Here is a 17,705-nt window from a genome sequence, read left to right on the forward strand (position 1 = left end):
TCGTCATTTCCCGCCTATTACAATGTCAAATTTATGCTAAAGTGTTAAAAAGGGAGAATAGAACTAATATTTTCTTAAAAAATCTTAGGGGGAAAAAGATTTGAAACTTTTGACGTCACTTTTGATTGGCATTTTAGCATTTTCTTTGTCGATGCATGGTGTCCAGGCAGCGGGGGAAACAGTTACCGTTAAACTAGTAAACTATGTGAAAGATCCGACGGCTTTAAATTTTAATGTAATAGGAAGTTATCAGATTAAAGGTAGTGAAATTAAAATTGAAAGTTCTCAAGTAGAGGAGTACAGTGTAAAAGCTGAGTCTTCTGATGTAGTCCTTTATCGAGGTAACACGAAGCTTAAGAACTTTGGAAATTCGATGACGCTGGTACCAACAATCACGAATGCAATGGATAGCTTTGTTGCAATCGGTGATAAGAAATATCTTGGTGAAATGAAATTTACAATTGAAGGGAAGTACATACGACCGGTTAATACGCTATCGATGGAAGAATACTTAAAAGGTGTTGTGCCTAGTGAAATGCCGGCCTATTGGGGAACAAACGGTGGCATGGAAGCTCTAAAAGCACAGGCGATTGCCGCAAGAACCTTTGCATTACCTCGAAAAAATTCTTTAACGGATAGCCAGTCAAGTCAAGTGTACAAAGGATATGACTGGTTTAAAACGACGAATGAAGCCGTTGACGCAACAGCAGGAAAAACATTAATGTATGATGGAAAGTACATAGGTGCCTACTATTCTTCCACAAATGGTGGAATGGTGATGTCAAATACAAATTCTTGGGGTAGTAGCTGGATTCCATATTTGCAGACAAAAGTCGATCCTTACGATGAGAGAATGATCACACGCTACGACTATTGGGATTACAGTCTTGGAAAACAGCAAATTGATTTAGAGGAATTAGACCTTAAGAAGCCTGAAGCATGGTGGTCTCAAGTATCAGAATTGAGTTCAAATGTAACAGAAATTAAAAACATGAAATCATGGCTTGTGTCAAAAGGAAAAATTAAGTCAACGGATGACATAAAAATCACGCAAATTAAGAAAATTGATTTTACTGTACCACCATTTCAATCGGATCAAGTATTAAAAGGTCTTGTCGAATTTGACTACTTTTTAAAAAACAAAGACGGTTTTGTGAAAGATTCAAATGGGCAAATCAAAACAAATACAATGAAAATTGAAGATACTTCCTACAATGTTCGATTTATGATTGGTACGACAATTATGAAAAGTCCATATGTAAAAGAGATTAAAGATACGAAGGATTCCTTCGTCGTTTCTGGAAGTGGTTTTGGACATGGAATTGGGATGAGCCAGTATGGCGCTTATCAGCAGTCTAAAGAGGGGCGCAACTTTGAGCAAATTCTATCATTCTATTATCCAGGAACTGATTTAGTCAAAGAATCAACTGAATCAAGTGTGATGACAAGACTTGCTGGTAGCAACCGCTATGAAACAAGCGTAGCCATCTCTCAAAACGGATGGAAGGAATCTTCAGATGTTGTTGTACTCGGGAGAGGGGACCTCTCTGTCGATGCACTGACAGGTAGCGTTCTAGCTAAAAAGTACAATGCACCATTACTTCTAACAAAAAGTGATGAACTTCCATCCAGTGTGGAAGAAGAATTGAATCGTTTGCAGCCTAAGAAAATTTATATCCTTGGTGGACCAGCTGCAATTACTGAGAAAGTAGTTGATCAACTTTCTACTAAAGGTTACATTTCTGATATTGAAAGGATAAGCGGCGATAACCGTTATGAAACATCGATTGCAGTTGCTAAAGAAGTTGGAAATAGCAATCAGGTCATTGTGACAACTGGAGACGATACTTCACCTGATGCACTTTCAATCGCTCCATACGCGGCATCCAAGGAAATTCCGATTTTGTTAACAAGCAGTAAGAAATTAAGCGATGCAACATCAACTTACATGAGTACCGTAAAACCAGTTACGGCTACAATCATTGGAGGAGAAAACGCAGTATCTAGTGTGGTCGAGAATACTCTAGATGGCATTTCAACAGTAAAGCGCGTAGCTGGAAGTAATCGTTATGAAACAAGTGTGAAAATCGCTGAATCCTTTGATTTTGAAAACAAAAGTGTCTTTTTTGGGAATGGAGATGTATTTATAGATGCTCTCCCAGGGTCTCCTTATGCAGCTGCTATGGGTGCTCCTGTTATTTTAACGAAACAAAGCGCACTTTCTGGAGAAGCTGAGCAGTATGTAAAGAACTCAATGAGCCGAGAATATTACTTCCTGGGTGGCGAGGCAGCTATTAGTAAATCAGTGGAAGAAACGGTCAATCAACTTTCGGAATAACATAAGACGACATAAAACCACTTCTCATAAAACGAGAGGTGGTTTTGTGTTATGATAATAAAAATGGCATTACTCAGCCAATGATTAACATATCAAGCTAGCATTCGTTCATATAAAAGAAAATGGTTATAGATAAGGATGTGGTGAAATGCATGAAAAAAAAGAAATTGAAATTCTTTGCGATGCGTTAAGAACGTATTGGAACGAGCACCCCGAAAAAAATATGGGGCAACTGTTAAAAGATTTGCATGGAAAGTATGAAGATGATGAATCATTCACCGAAACAGCTGATCAGAAATGGTTACATTGGATGCTAGAAAATAGTAAACAGCGCGATATCATTGAAAAAAAATATCGCAATCAATCCCAAATTAAAGATTTGGAGAAACATATTCGTCCAGAACTCATTGAAGTGATTCGAAGATTTGTTGATTGATGAAAAGAGCCGACCTCAAATCTGAGGCCGGCTCTTGTTTTCCTTATAATCAAAGGGGGGATTAAAGGGATTACTTAATGTTTCGGTTTATGGCCTTAACCGTTGGGGGTAGAATTAAATGTAAGCATGAGAGAATACGTGGTAAATGAATAAAGAATGAGATAGAAGGGACGTGCGTGAAATGGGATTAAGATTTGGAATTATGGGAACTGCGAATATTGCTAGAAAAGCTGTGATCCCCGCTATTCAAAATGCACAGGGTGCTGAAGTAGTTAGCGTCGCTAGTGGAAGTGGAAAAGCCAAAGAATTTGCAGAAGAAATGGGCATTCAACATTATCACGATAGCTATGAAGCGATGTTGGAAGACGATTCAATTGAAGCGGTTTATATTCCGCTGCCAAATACACTTCACAAAAAATGGACGATCGCAGCTGCAAGGAAAGGAAAGCACGTTCTGTGTGAAAAACCAGCCGCTATTACAGCTCGTGACGCCATGGAGATGGTGGAAGCTTGTGAAGAAAACGGTGTCGTATTTATGGAAGCCTTTATGTATCAATTTCACCCTCAGCATGACGTTGTAAGAGATGTGATTGCTTCAGGTGAAATTGGTGAGGTAAAACATATGCGAGCAAACTTTTCTTTTTATCTAGGGGATCGACCTGATAACATTCGTCTGAGCAGTGAACTAGGTGGTGGAAGCATCTGGGATGTGGGGTGCTACTGTATTCACTCTTCTCGTTTTATCCTAGGCAATGAGCCGTTAAAGGTCTATGCTGAAGCTACGATTCCGGAAAATGGGGGAGTGGATCTTTCGGCTTCAGGTATTTTTACATTCGCAAACGGCGTTACGGCTTCATTTGATTGTAGTTTCGAGCGTCAGATGAGTAACTCTTATGAGATTCTTGGTACAAAAGGAAGCATTTACGTTCCATATGCCTATCGTCCTGATGCAGCAGGAGCAAAAGGCGTGGTACAAGTGAAGAATAATGAAGGAGAAGTGAGAGAAGAAAACGTTGATGGCGAACAGTATACGCTTATGGTGGAACACTTTGCAAACTGTGTGGAGCATAACGAGATTCCTTCTTATTCCGGTGAAGCAACAGTAAATAACTTAAAAGCGATCGAAGCTTGCTATGAATCAATTAAGCAAAATCGTCCAGTTGAATTAGTTTAATAGAAAAGCACATTGGATTATCCAATGTGCTTTTCGAGTATTTCTTTCGTTCCTGCTGAATAGGCATTGTTACTTGAAATCGTCTTAATATTGTCTTCTTCTGGCTTTTCTCCCTCGCCAACCCAGTAAAACGTAATGTTCTCTAAATCATGTTCTCGTGCCGTCACTGCCATGACCATATCACCGTGGCTGTCTCCAAACACAAATACTTCCTCAGTTGATTTAATCTCATCAAGGATCCACGTAGCGCCAATTTTCTTGGTTAAATCCGGATGGATGACATCAACTCCATAAGTAGAAACGGCGATTTTATTGCCAGATTCAGAGGAAATGGATTCTACATCGTTTGCATACTCCTGTAGTGCTTCACGAGTTTTCTTTAAATGTTCCTTATCTCCAGGATCACCGTGAACGGCTTCAACCGTTCCCATTGATTCTTTCGTTTGATCCCATTGAATCAGCCCTTCATACTTCTCTTTTTGGCTAACTTTGTATAACTTGTCTTTCACTTCATCAGAGATCACATACTCTTCATCAAGATCCCACGAAGAAATATCTGTACCGCGTCCTTTAATGGCACCGTGTTCAGATACACAATAAAGGGAAGACCAGTCAATTTCATCATCAAAGAGCGGGAAAAGATAATCAGAAAGCCAACCTCTCGACCGACCAGTTACAAAAGAAAGGACGTGTCCGTCTTTAGCGAGTTTTTCAATTTTCTTCACAGCGTCTTCATCAGGTCTAGCGTTCTCATCCGTTAAAACACCGTCTACATCAAACATATATAAAGCCATTCGAGCACGCTCCTGTTCTAATAAGATTAGTAACTAGTATATCGCTGGGGGAGGAGAAGGGGCAAATAAAAAACCCGGCTTAGATGAGCCGGGGTTTGTTGACTAGATATGAATTTCAGTTTTTGATGGGCTTGAGTCAGGTACTCTGTCGTGAGAATCAGGTACCCTGTCATGGTTACCTAGAGTAACAACTCCTACCAAGCTAGTAATAAGTAGTGCATTTACGATAAACTTTTTCATGTTTTTCTCCCTTTCTAATTCATGATTTTTTTCCTGGCATCGTTCGCTAACCTAAAATAAAAACTTGAATTTTTATATTGGCCATTATTAAAATAATGGTCTGCCAGCAATTCGCCGTACTCTGAAACATAGTACCAACGAGTTTTTTCCTCAAAGTAGTCTACAGCTTCTTTGAGAATCATCTCTTGATTTTCGTTTTGTTTGTTACTAAGTTTCAAAATCAAGATTTTAAAATGATGGATATATTCTAAGTACTCTGCTTTAGTGACTAAATCCATACCGTCATTAATCGAATTACGAGCAAGACTTAAGTTACCACTTTTAATATATTCTGAAGCGATTAAATACAATGTTTTGGCTCGATCTTCAATCTCGTGAACTTCACTGTTTTGCAGAGCTAATTGATAGTATTTTAAAGCTAAATTCGATTCATTTTGGCAGGAGTATACATATCCTAGATCATGATAAATGATACTTTTTAATCGCTTATCATTAAAGGATTCAGCATATTTTTGAGCGTTTTGGAAATGATGTTCAGCTTCTCCGTAATTCAGAATAACTCTATTGTTCACACCTAATAGAATTTCTGTGTCTGATGCTCTCTTAAAGTTGTATTCTTTATTAAACATTTCAAGACATTTAATTGCAAGATTATTGGATAAAGTGATTTGACTAAGACGATTGTGTACAAGAGCTTGTTGGTAGTAAAACTCTGCCCATTCTGCCGAATTTGATTTCATGGAAGTAAGAAGAAAATGCGCTTTTTTATACTGTTCACCAGCTTCTTTAAATTTACTGTTTTGATAATAATATAAACCTAAAAAGTAAAAATAGTAGAATTCTAGCTGCTCAGAAAGCCTTTCCTGAACATGATATAACCTCTCTAAAATATCATTCGCTTTGTCAGTTTCTCTAAACAAAATATGATATCTAAACGTTAAGAGAAGATATTTCGTGAGCATGTCAGGGTCTTCCACACCATCAATCTCTTCATCGATGCGCTTTTTAAAGCTAATGACTTCCTCAAAGTTTCGTAGGCGCATTTCTTTATACCATGAATCGAGGTCATGATGTAATTTGTTCATCTTATCCTCATCATCAACCTGATCAAGAGAAACGCCTAACTCATTACAAAGATGTTCGACAAGTTCTTCACTAGGCTGGGCAAGGCCGTGTTCAATCTTACTTAAATACGGAATAGAACAGATACCGGAAGCAAGTTGTTCTTGGGTGATGCCTTTCATTTGTCTGAAGTATCGGATTTTTGCTCCAATCATTCTTTGCTTCCTTTCTCCTAGAACTATTTGATTACAGTTTACTAAAAATTCTCAGAAAAGAGAATAGTTTTGAGGTTGGGAAATATACACGAATTTATAGGGTTTAAATGCCTGTTTTTCGTTTGATTTTCCCAACATCGAAATGTCGAAAGAATTTTCGAACGATACTGACCATTATATGGTAAAATGATGAAAATGAAAAGGAGGTGTCGAAATTGCAAGAAGATCGTATTGAACGTGTAGAATCGATGATTACGAATTTGATTCAAATCATCGGTAGTATGAGAAAAGAACAGCACAACCTCGAAGAAAAACTTCAAACTCTTCAACAACAGCATCAGAACCTTCTCCATGAACGAGTTTAACCCCTCTTTTTACAGCTGATTTCTTAAAAAATGCGACTTACTCCCCACTTACAACCATTTTTTTCTAACTGTTAGTGTGATACTATTCTAGTGATTTGTCGAAAGATTCGTTATAAACTTAAGCGTATATGAATCATTCATGGAAGAGGTGTCACAACTGAAAAGCAAAACTATGATTCTTTTTATGTTCTTTACTTTGTTTTTTTCTTTAGGTCCTATTGTCTCTGAAGCTCAATCGGATCAAGAGAAGGAGCGTATTCTTGTTACATATGATGATGCTAAAAGTCCCTCAAGGCAATCGAACCAATCTACGAAAGTAGAAGTGATTGAAGTACCAAAACATGAAGTAGATGAAACCATTGATCGTTTGAAGTCTAGTCGTGAGGTTAAGCATGTAGAAGAAGATCAACCCGTTTATTTGATGGAGACAGAGTGGCCAAATGATACTTTCTTTTCTTATCAACAATCCTGGAGTGATCAGATCAATCTACTCAAAGGATGGCAGCGTGTCGGTAACAAATCTAGTATAGGAAAGGTAGCTGTGATTGATTCAGGTGTAGATCTCCTTCATCCAGACCTAAAAGCAAATCTAGTTGATGGAATAAACCTTGTGAATAGGACTCAAACGGTCCAAGACATTGATGGGCATGGCACAAAGGTTGCCGGCCTTATAGGAGCCGTAACCGATAATCAATTAGGTGTTGTTTCTCCAGCGCGCGGCGTTTCCATAATGCCAATAAAAGTGACAGAGAATGGAACGGGGAATTTATCAACGGTTGTCGAAGGAATTACCTATGCAATTGATCATGATGCAGATGTTATTAATTTAAGTCTTGGAAATTATAATAACTCTTTTGCATTAAGAACAGTGATTGAGGAAGCAGCCGCAAAGGATATTCTTATTGTAGGTGCAGCAGGTAACGATAATGACGCAGCAGTTGTATTTCCAGCTGCGTATCCAGAAGTTCTTGCAGTAGCTTCTGTCCAGACAGGAACTGAAGAAAAGGCATCCTTCTCCAATTACGGGTCACTTGTAGATCTCGCTGCCCCTGGTACGGATATTTATAGTACTTCTTTAAATGGGGATTACGCTTATGATAAAGGAACGAGTATGTCTGCCCCCATTGTCGCTTCTTCAGGGGTCTTATTAAAAACGTATGCCCCGTATTTAACAAATAAGCAAACAGCTAAGCTATTAAAAGAATCTACTGATCCTCTAACGGGGTCTTATGAACTAGGTAGTGGCCTCTTAAACGTGGAAGAGGCCATAAACAACGTTACAGAGTATAAACGAGTTTACGGCGAAAATTCTATTGAAACAGCGGTAGAGATTTCCCAAAATAGCTGGGATTCACTGGATCAACAGGCAGTATCAATTGATGGGAAGAGTTTGAAAGGTCGATTTGTCGTACTTGCCCGTTCAGATGAATTTCCAGATAGTTTAGCAGCTTCTCCGCTTGCTTCTAAACTTGGGAGTCCCATCTTATTAACAAGAAAAAGTGGGTTATCGATCAGTGTACTAGATGAATTAAATCGTTTATCAGCAGATCATGTTTTAATTATTGGTGGAGAAAATGCGCTTCCAGAGGCAATTATCCATCAGTTAAACTCGAATGGAATAACAACTACGAGAATTGCCGGAGAAAATCGTTATGAAACGGCTACCGAAATTGCGAAGATTGTTGAAAACGAAACTACAACAGAAGCTTTTATCGTTTCAGGAGAGAATTTCCCGGATGCTTTATCGATCTCTTCTTTTGCATCGAGGTTTGAAGCGCCTGTTCTTTTTACAAAAAGCGACGCTTTACCAGATGCTACAAAAGTTTATTTAAACGGCTTAGGTCCTAAAAAAGCATATGTTATCGGAGGTGAAACAGTTATCGGTGAAAATGTTGTTTCTAAGATCACATCCTCAAACACAGAGCGAATTGGAGGAGAAGATCGTTTTGATACAAACTTTAAAGTGCTATTAAGGTTTGGGATCGAGGAGAATAGTGACGGGATTTATTTTGCGACAGGACTTAAATTTCCAGATGCTCTAACAGGGGGAGCTGCTGCTTCACGATCAGGTCAATCGATTATTCTCGTTCATCCGAATAAAGAAAATGTAGCTTTAAATAAATCTATACTATATTTAAATAATCAAGGAGTAAGGAACTATCATGTGTTAGGTGGGCCAGCTGCGATCAGTGAAACGAAAGCCTGGCATATCGATCAACTTCTTGTTCATTAACAGATGAAGCGTCGCGTCGACGCTTCGTTTTTTTTGCAGTTTAAGGTCATATTCGTACATCTTTATCATTACGCCATTATTACGCTTTTATGGACAAAAGTCCTAAAATATCTACAAATTATCAAAAAATTTCACAATTTTAACAGTAAAAGATTGACTATTAATCTCTTTATAATTAAACTGAAAATAGTGAATTATTCTAATTATTTCGAATTAGAGGGGGATCGATTGCAGGTATTTCACAAATTATTAAGGGGGATTTTATTAAATGACGTTTAGGAAAAAAGTCCTGACAATTGTAGCAGGCGCTTCTCTTGTTGCTTCTTCATTCGCGGGGATGACGTATAATCCAGAAAAAGCTGAGGCTGCTTTGACAGAAACGAAGAAATTTAAGCTTCCAGTTACACAGGAAATTGCCTCTCTTGCTGCTAGTGAACAAGCAAAACAAGAATTGATTATTGTTGCAAACGAACACGGTGGACCTGACATTACAAAAGAACTTGAGAAACTTGGCGTGAAAGTAAAGAAAAATACAAACAACTACTTGTATCTTGCTGAAGTCCCAACTAGTAAAGTTCTTCAAGTCTATCGCCTCGATTCTGTTGGCATGTTAGGAGCGAATAATGAAATCGTTCTTGATGAAGGACCAAGTGAAGACACTGATCTTAAACCAAAAGTCAAAAACCCTGAAGATGTGGTTAAACCTGCAACCGAAGAAACTCATTCGGCAACTGGTGTTGATGAGTTTCACGATAAATACGATGGAACTGGAATCAAAGTAGGGATTATCGACACAGGTGTCGATCCTGGTCATGAAGCCTTTACTCAATATAATGAAGAAGGCGAAGTAGTTTCTTCTAAAATTAAAGGCGTCGTTGATACAGTTGGAGAAGGAGACGTTTGGTTCCAACAGGAGGCACCAGAAGGCGACTCGATTACGGTAGAAGAAGGAACATATAAAACTGAAGGTATTGATGCTGAAGACGATACATATTATTTCGGTTCGTTGCTTCCAGCATCTTATGATGTAGATGGAGAAGGAAAAAAACTGTATCGTGATTTAAATGGTGATGGTAAAGGTGACGCTCAATTTGATGTTCTTCTTGTAGATGATCAAGTCTATATCGATATGGATCAGGACAAAGATTTCACCGATGAAAAAGCATATGGTGAAGGCGATGTTGATAACATGGATCTTAACCAGGAGGACGAAGTGGCTGGTGCTAACTTTAGAATTGCAAGCCCTAGTCCTACATATCAAGGGCACCAATTCCCGAATACAACTCTGTATCCATTCCCAGTCGCGACAGTTTTCTTTGACGGCGATGGCCATGGTACACACGTATCTGGAATTACAGCTGCCAATGGACCTGAAAGTGAAAATGAAACTGGCGCTGTAGCAGCTGAAGGAGTGGCACCTGGGGCAGATCTATACGGTCTAAAAGTATTTGATTCAGCTGGTAGAACATATGGCTACAGTATTGCGAATGCAATGTACCTTGCGGCTGTACCTGAAGAATTTGGCGGGTTTGGTACAGATGTCGTTAATATGAGTCTCGGTTCTTCTCCAGACTTAAATGACGGTTCTGGCGCATACGCAAAAATTATTGAGGATATGGGTGAGCTATTCGATACCATTTATGTTACTTCAGCTGGGAATGATGGCCCTGGAGTTGATTCTGTCGGAGCACCTGGTGATGGGATGAAAGCTCTGTCGATTGGCGCGTACATTAACAGTAAAATGTGGGCAACCGAATATGGTTATTATCCATATGGTAAAAATGCAGATGGCTCTCCAGTTCAAGGTGAAGGGTTATGGTACTTCTCCGCAAACGGTCCAACTGAAGATGGACAACAAAAACCAGACTTCGTGGCCCCAGGATCTGCTTATGCATCTTTCCCAGAACACCTAGGGAATTATGAAGTGTTGCAAGGAACAAGTATGTCATCTCCATATGTCGCTGGTGCAGTAGCAACACTAAAGCAAGCTGCGCTTAAGGATCGTATTCCTTTTGATTATGAGCTTGCTCGTGAAGCACTTATTCAAACAGCTGTCCATGTGGATGGGTATAATCGTGTTCAAGAAGGTGCTGGTCTCATTGACGTACCGGCTGCCTATGAATACATTCGCAAGCATTATATCAATGAAGTAAAAGAAGTGAATGTAACAGTTTACCACGGTGAGAAAGTCTCCGGTGGACCTGGTCTATATGTTCGTAACAAAGAAGTTCCCGAAGAAGTAACAGTCATGGTAGAAAACCCAACAGATGAAACGAAGAACCTTAACATTTCTTCAAATGCTGATTGGTTCACTCCTTCGGTGAAGAGTATTAAACTTGCACCGGGTGAATTTAAGGAAATGACTGTTAAGTATGATAAGAGCAAGATGGATATCGGCGTAAATGCAGGTACTCTATTAATTGATGATCCAGATACAGCTTATGCAGAAGCTCGCTCCTTCCAAACGATTGTTCTTGGAGAAGAATTTACATCTGAAGATCGTTTCCGTTTAACGCATGAAGATGAAGTTCAGTCTTCGAAAACAAAGAGCTATTTCTTTAATGTAGAAGAAGGCGCGCAAGAAGTTCGTTTTGCGTTAGAAGCTCTTAAAGAAAACGATGAATTCCAGGGACGCGTCAGGATGCTTGTTATGAATCCTGATGGGGATCAAGTTAACGCATTCCAAGGTTATGCAGGTTATGATGGTCTTGGCGTGGAAGATTATGTTGCTAAAAGTCCTAAGTCTGGTGTTTGGGAAGTAGCGGTCTATGGTACTGCAGCTCCAAAAGACGGTCTTGATATGAACAAATTTAAGTTAGAAGCATTCGTTCAGGATGTCGTAGCTAGTCCAGGTAGAATTGAACTTGGTAGTATCATGCCTGGTAGTGAAGTCTCTAAAACTGTGACCTTTGAAAACTATCTATCTACGAAACGTTCGGTAGAAGTAGTTGGTGGAGCATTTAGTAAACCAGAAACTGCTAAATCTCGTGAAACGGTAGCAGATGGCGGTGCTTATGATAAAACAATTACACTTAAAAATAATATTTCTCTTGATGTAGCCATTGGCAATACGAGTGATCCTGGTGACGATCTTGATCTTTACCTCTATCGTTCGAAAGATGGCAAAATAATTGGAGATTATATTGCCATTGATGCGGATGGTGACTCTGAAGAATCATTTACTCTGAAAAACCTCCCAGATGGTGAATATACCATTCGGGTAGATGGTTATTCTACGGTTGGAGAAACAACAGATTTTGATTTCTCAGTTACAGAAGCGAAAGTACTTGAGGCTGGCGAAGAAGGTGCTGGGAAGATTGAAGTCACTGGAAAGTCTAGCTTTGATTTGGGAGTAGGTAAGAAAGCAACTACAGACGTGAAGATCACAACACCAGAAGATGGTGGTAAGTATACAGCAGGTGTCTTCCTGAAAGATAAAGAAACTGGAGAAGTTCTTTCAATCGTTCCAGTTGAAACAGATGGCGATATGGTAGAAGTGGTAGCTGGAGATAACCGATTTGAAACAGCTATTGAAGTATCAAAACAAATGTATCCAGAAGGAACCACTGCTGATACCGTGTTTATCGCAACTGGATTTAATTTCCCTGATGCGCTATCTGCAGGGCCGTTAGCAAGTGCTTATGATGCACCAATCCTACTTGCTAATAAAGATGGTATGCTTTCAGATGATGTTTTAAATGAAATCTCTCGTCTTAAAGCGAAAAATGTCATGATTCTTGGTGGAGAAAACGCCATCTCGAAGAAAGTCAATACGCAGCTTGCAAACATTGGCGTCAGTACAGCTGATATCGAGCGCCTGAGCGGAGACACTCGTTATGATACGAACGTTCAAATTATTAACAAGCTTGCTGAAAAAGGCTCAACTAGTGAAGCTGTTTTCCTTGCAACTGGTAAAAACTTTGCCGATGCATTAAGTGCTGCCTCTATTGCTGGTGCAAATGATATGCCAATTGTATTAACTGATGGCAAAACTCTTACGGAAGATGCGAAAAAGCTTATGACTGGTAAGCAAGTGTATGTTCTTGGTGGAGATGCGGTCATTTCTAATGAAGTAGTCGATATGACTGATGAACTATCGCTTTCTACAAAACGTCTTGCTGGAGCAAACCGCTTTGGTACACTCGTTGAAATTCATAAAGAACTTGGCTCCAATACGGATCAACTGTTCGTCGCTAACGGAATGAACTTCCCGGATGCCTTAGCAGCTGCACCACTTGTTGTGAAGGATCAGGGTAGCATGTTCCTTGTGAAGAGTGATGAAATCCCTAAAGAGATTGAATCATATCTTGTTAAGTACTTTACAACAACGGATGTCTCTGGCGCGAAAGTTCTAGGTGGAGATAATGCTGTAAACAAAGATGTAAAAGCTCAATTGAACAAATGGTTAAACAAGTAATCTAGCAATAAAAGCCGCTCTCGAAAAAGTGAGCGGCTTTTTAATTTTTACTTGCAATCATTTTCCCTTTATTACAATAATATTAATAGATACCATTATTCAACAGATTTTCAGGGGGGAAGGTATGAAAAAAGCAATTTTTTTAATCGCTCTTATTGGATGCCTGGCAGTAGTCATTGCCGGGAAGTTTCATTGGGATGATAAGATTGAACAAACAGGTGCGACTGTAAGTGCAGAAGTGGATTCTGCATCAGCTACATCAAAACAAAGTGAAGGACCTAAAGAAATACCCGTTAGTAACAACGAACTCCAAAAACTTGTCACCAACTTTCCAGAGCACCTTCAGGAAAAAATGATGTCTTCTAACGAACCGATTTCCGTTGCCATTGTCGGTTCCGAATCAATTGGTAAAAGTAAAGAAGGACTCAAGCAAAGTGTTGAAAAGGGATTGGAAGATTCCTATTGGGATGGGGCTTTTACAGTGAAACAATTTACATTCGAAGAGGCCACATCGGAGTCGATCGTTGAGGAAAAATTATACGAGAATGTCATTGAAGAAAAACCAGATATCGTTCTGTTAGAAGCGTTTACGTTAAATGATAATGGTGTTGTTGTTATTGATGAAGGGCACCAACATCTATCTACTTTTATGTCGGAATTAAAAGAGGCGATCCCAGGTGTCAGCATCATGCTCATGCCTTCTAATCCGATTGCTGATCCAGGCTATTACGCTCTTCAAATCAGTGCTCTTGAAAAATATGCAGAAGCAAATGACATCGTATACTTGGACCACTGGAAAGAGTGGCCTGCAGTGGATAGTGAAGAAATAGACAATTATTTAGTCGATTCCAGACCGAATGAACAAGGTTTTGAAGTATGGGGCGATTACATCGTTGATTATTTAAGCGGTAACTAAGTGCGAGCCTTCCTATTTTGTAGGGAGGCTTTTTGCTTTTTGCTTAGTGTTTTTATAAGATGGATAGGAACGTGAGTCACCATTCGACTAAAAGGAGAGTCAGCATGGCACCTGTTAAAGTAATGAGTGTATTTGGTACAAGACCTGAAGCAATAAAAATGGCGCCACTTGTGAATGAACTAAAAAAATATCCCCAACACATTACGCCGCTTGTTGCTGTCACAGCTCAGCATCGAGAAATGCTTGATCAAGTATTGTCGATTTTTGAGATCGAACCAGATTACGATTTAAATATTATGAAAAGCAAACAGTCACTTGCTGATATTACAACGAGAGTGCTTAATGGTCTTGATCAAATTATGAAAGAAGAAAAGCCCGATCTTGTGCTTGTTCATGGAGATACGACAACGACATTTTCTGCAAGTCTTGCAGCATTTTATAATCAGATTTCAGTTGGTCATGTTGAAGCTGGTTTGAGATCACATGATAAATGGTCTCCGTACCCGGAAGAAATGAACCGAATGTTAACTGGGAATCTTGCTGATCTGCACTTTGCGCCAACGAATCGAGCATTACAAAATTTATTAAATGAAGGTAAAAAAGCAGAAAGCATTTATATAACTGGTAATACAGCGATTGATGCATTGAAAAATACTGTGCGAGAAGACTACGATCATCCCTTACTAATGAAAATGAAGGGCAACCGAATGATATTGCTCACGTCTCACAGGCGTGAAAATCACGGAGAACCAATGAAACATATTTTTCAGGCGGTTATTCGAATGGTGAATGAACATAAGGATGTTCACGTTGTATTTCCAGTCCATTTAAATCCATCCATCAGACAGTTGGCGGATGAAGTACTTGGGAACCATTCACGTGTTCATTTAATTGAGCCACTAGATGTTATTGACTTTCATAATTTCGCTTCTAGAGCAACATTAATCTTAACGGATTCAGGAGGTGTTCAAGAAGAGGCACCATCTCTAGGTACTCCTGTACTCGTTTTAAGAGAAAATACAGAAAGACCAGAAGGCGTATCAGCAGGAACGCTTAAACTTGTGGGAACGGATGAAGAAATCATCTATTCCACTGCAGCAACTCTTCTTGAAAATGAGCAAGAATATAACAAAATGTCGAAAGCATCAAATCCATACGGAGATGGAGAAGCATCAAAGCGAATTGCTGAAGCAATCTTATATTATTTTGGAATATCTGACAGAAAACCAGAAGCATTTCTTGAATAAACATCCAATGAAAACCTTTCTATTAAATATAGAAAGGTTTTTTCTATTACCCGTAATGGAAACATAGTCATATTTTCTTATCTTAAACGGATTGGTGAATAAACATAGAAGTTCTCTCCTTCCTATATTATTATGTAATAGATTGCCAAAATAGGAGAGTGGGATATGAAAAAAAGATTATGTGTTAGTTTTTTTCTTTTGATCGTTATGTTGTTACACAGTCCATCTTTTGCTTCAGCTGAAAAATACATAGTGATTGATCCAGGGCATGGCGGGAGCTTTACTGGAACATCAGGTTATTCGGGCGCAGAAACAGGCTTCTATGAAAAGGTTGGAACGCTTGAAATTGGTTTGAAGCTAAAAGAAAAGTTAAAAGATACGGATATTAAAGTTTTCATGACACGACAAACGGATCGAGATTTTGCAAATGATTCGAAAGAAGATCTTATTGAAAGAATGAAGATTGCAAACGGATACGTAAAAGGAAATAATGACAACTCGCTTTTTATTTCCATTCACCATAATGCGTATCCGTTTAGTACGCTCGTTAAAGGATATGAAACCTATTATTATAGTAAAGCCGCGGCGTGGGATGAGGAGTATCCACCAGATCCAATTCAGGTTAATTTTGAATCAGAAAGCCGCAGACTTGCTAGCATCGTTCATCCACAGGTTTTGAATAAGACCGGTTTGCTCGATAAAGGAATTCAAAATGACCAGGCTTTCTTTGTCATTCGAAATGCACAAATGCCGTCTGTACTCGTAGAACTTGGCTATATGTCGAATCCTTCAGAAGAAAATTTGATTAAAACAAGCCGTTTTCAAAGTGATGCAGCAGAAGCGCTTGCACAGGCTGCTATAAACTTCTTTAAAGTGTTTGAAGTGAAGGACAGTAACGGAAACGAAATTAAGCAATTCACTTCACGAGATGATGCGATCACTTTCGCAAAAACGCTTAAGAACGTGACGGTATTTGATAAAGATAAGCAGGAAACGATCTATGACTCTACTAAAGTAAACTATGATGTTTATATTAAAGGAAATAGTAAAGCTGTTTCTTTTACAGAGCTTTCGGATGCGATCAATTATGCTAAAGATCGAAAAAACACAAAAGTCATTGATAAAAAGAAAGGCACTATTGAATGGTCAAATTATTTAACTCGTCCTTATCAAATTCGGAGCATAGATGGCTCCAGTCAAGGGAGCTATTTTGAGAAGAGTCAGGCTATTTCAGCGGCTAAAACCATGAAGGATGTAAAAGTTGTCAATCGCTCATCTGCTGATACTCTTTGGACAAATATTTCTGGAGAACAAGTGACAAAGACTCTTAACGTGAAGGCTCTTGCTGGAAGCGATCGATTTGAAACAGCCATTAAGATTTCAAAAGAAATTTATCCAGAAGGTTTTAAAGATAATAAGAATGAAAAAACAGTCGTACTTACAAATGGATTAGGTTATGCAGATGCTCTATCTGTAGGTCCTCTTGCTGCGCAATTAGGAAATGCACCCATTCTTTTAACTAGAGACTCTTCGCTCGATCCTTATGCTGAGCAAGAAATCAAGCGATTAGGAGCTGAGAAAGTCTTATTAATTGGTGGAAAGAATGCCATTTCTGCAACGGTTGAAAAGCAAGTCAAGGGATTAGGGGTAACAGCGGAAAGGATTGGTGGAGCAAATCGCTATGAAACAAACTTGATGATTAACGAACGACTTGATCATGTTGAGGGCGTGTTTGTAGCGAATGGCTTAAGCTATGCAGATGCGCTGGCAAGCTCGCCAATCGCTTCAGCATCAGATTGGGCGATACTTCTTACCGATAAGAAAAAATTATCAGCGGAAGCTCTTTCATATGTAAAAGGAAAAGATACAGCGATACTTGGTGGAGAAGCCGTTATTTCTTCAAATCTAGAAGAGCAGCTGAAAAATTTAAATGGATCGAGTGTGAATCGTTTGGCTGGGGAGACACGATATGAAACGCTTGCTGCTATTTTAAATGAATATAGCGACGAAATGGTCTCAGATACTGTGCTTCTTTCCATTGGTCAGGATTTTCCTGATGCTCTCGTTTCTTCTTCATTAGCAGTTCAAACTGGTGCACCGTTAATTCTCGTACATGATGAATTGAATTCCTCCGTACAAGATGTTCTTTTTGATTATGGGATGGAAAACCGCGTAACCTCTTTGTTCTCAATTGGTGGAAAAGTTCAGGAGAAACCGAAAAGCCAGGTAGCTAACCGATTATATTAGGCACACATTAACTTCAGCTTG

Annotated in this window: 11 protein-coding genes; 9 read left to right on the forward strand and 2 right to left on the reverse strand. The window is 39.0% G+C overall.

Annotated elements, in window-relative coordinates:
- Positions 1-100: 100 nt before the first annotated feature.
- The 3 genes from LC090_RS03410 (at position 101) to LC090_RS03420 (ending at position 3,948) form a co-directional block, all read left to right on the forward strand.
- A complete protein-coding gene (locus LC090_RS03410; protein ID WP_226655309.1) occupies positions 101-2,338 on the forward strand; it encodes a SpoIID/LytB domain-containing protein in 2,238 nt (745 codons plus the stop codon).
- A gap of 148 nt (positions 2,339-2,486) precedes the next feature.
- Positions 2,487-2,774 (forward strand): hypothetical protein, encoded by a 288-nt coding sequence (locus LC090_RS03415; RefSeq protein ID WP_226655311.1) that lies wholly within the window; start codon positions 2,487-2,489, stop codon positions 2,772-2,774.
- A gap of 181 nt (positions 2,775-2,955) precedes the next feature.
- Positions 2,956-3,948, forward strand: coding sequence for a Gfo/Idh/MocA family protein (locus LC090_RS03420; protein WP_226655313.1), 993 nt, complete (start codon positions 2,956-2,958; stop codon positions 3,946-3,948).
- Between the two features lie 17 nt (positions 3,949-3,965).
- Here the strand turns inward: LC090_RS03420 and LC090_RS03425 are convergent, their stop codons facing one another.
- Together LC090_RS03425 and LC090_RS03430 are read right to left on the reverse strand one after the other, a co-directional pair.
- Positions 3,966-4,742 (reverse strand): HAD hydrolase family protein, encoded by a 777-nt coding sequence (locus LC090_RS03425; RefSeq protein ID WP_226655315.1) that lies wholly within the window; start codon positions 4,740-4,742, stop codon positions 3,966-3,968.
- Between the two features lie 254 nt (positions 4,743-4,996).
- On the reverse strand, positions 4,997-6,259 hold the full coding sequence (locus LC090_RS03430; RefSeq protein WP_226655317.1) for a helix-turn-helix domain-containing protein: 1,263 nt from the start codon (positions 6,257-6,259) through the stop codon (positions 4,997-4,999).
- Between the two features lie 215 nt (positions 6,260-6,474).
- Here LC090_RS03430 and LC090_RS03435 point away from each other — a divergent pair, with 215 nt between their 5' ends.
- The 6 genes from LC090_RS03435 to LC090_RS03460 all read left to right on the forward strand — a co-directional run bounded on the left by LC090_RS03435 (position 6,475) and on the right by LC090_RS03460 (position 17,684).
- On the forward strand, positions 6,475-6,624 hold the full coding sequence (locus tag LC090_RS03435; protein WP_224596593.1) for a hypothetical protein: 150 nt from the start codon (positions 6,475-6,477) through the stop codon (positions 6,622-6,624).
- A gap of 172 nt (positions 6,625-6,796) precedes the next feature.
- A complete protein-coding gene (locus tag LC090_RS03440; protein WP_226655319.1) occupies positions 6,797-8,857 on the forward strand; it encodes a cell wall-binding repeat-containing protein in 2,061 nt (686 codons plus the stop codon).
- 268 nt (positions 8,858-9,125) lie between these two features.
- Positions 9,126-13,274, forward strand: coding sequence for a cell wall-binding repeat-containing protein (locus LC090_RS03445; RefSeq protein WP_226655321.1), 4,149 nt, complete (start codon positions 9,126-9,128; stop codon positions 13,272-13,274).
- Between the two features lie 124 nt (positions 13,275-13,398).
- Positions 13,399-14,190, forward strand: a complete 792-nt coding sequence (locus tag LC090_RS03450; RefSeq protein ID WP_226655323.1) for an SGNH/GDSL hydrolase family protein — start codon at positions 13,399-13,401, stop codon at positions 14,188-14,190.
- 104 nt (positions 14,191-14,294) lie between these two features.
- A complete protein-coding gene (gene wecB, locus LC090_RS03455) occupies positions 14,295-15,437 on the forward strand; it encodes a non-hydrolyzing UDP-N-acetylglucosamine 2-epimerase (protein ID WP_226655325.1) in 1,143 nt (380 codons plus the stop codon).
- Positions 15,438-15,602: 165 nt separating this feature from the next.
- The gene (locus LC090_RS03460; protein WP_226655327.1) at positions 15,603-17,684 is read left to right on the forward strand and encodes a cell wall-binding repeat-containing protein; all 2,082 of its coding nucleotides are present in this window, start codon (positions 15,603-15,605) and stop codon (positions 17,682-17,684) included.
- Positions 17,685-17,705: the final 21 nt, after the last annotated feature.

The organism is Guptibacillus hwajinpoensis (assembly GCF_020524165.1).
Taxonomy (GTDB): domain Bacteria; phylum Bacillota; class Bacilli; order Bacillales; family Guptibacillaceae; genus Guptibacillus; species Guptibacillus hwajinpoensis_D.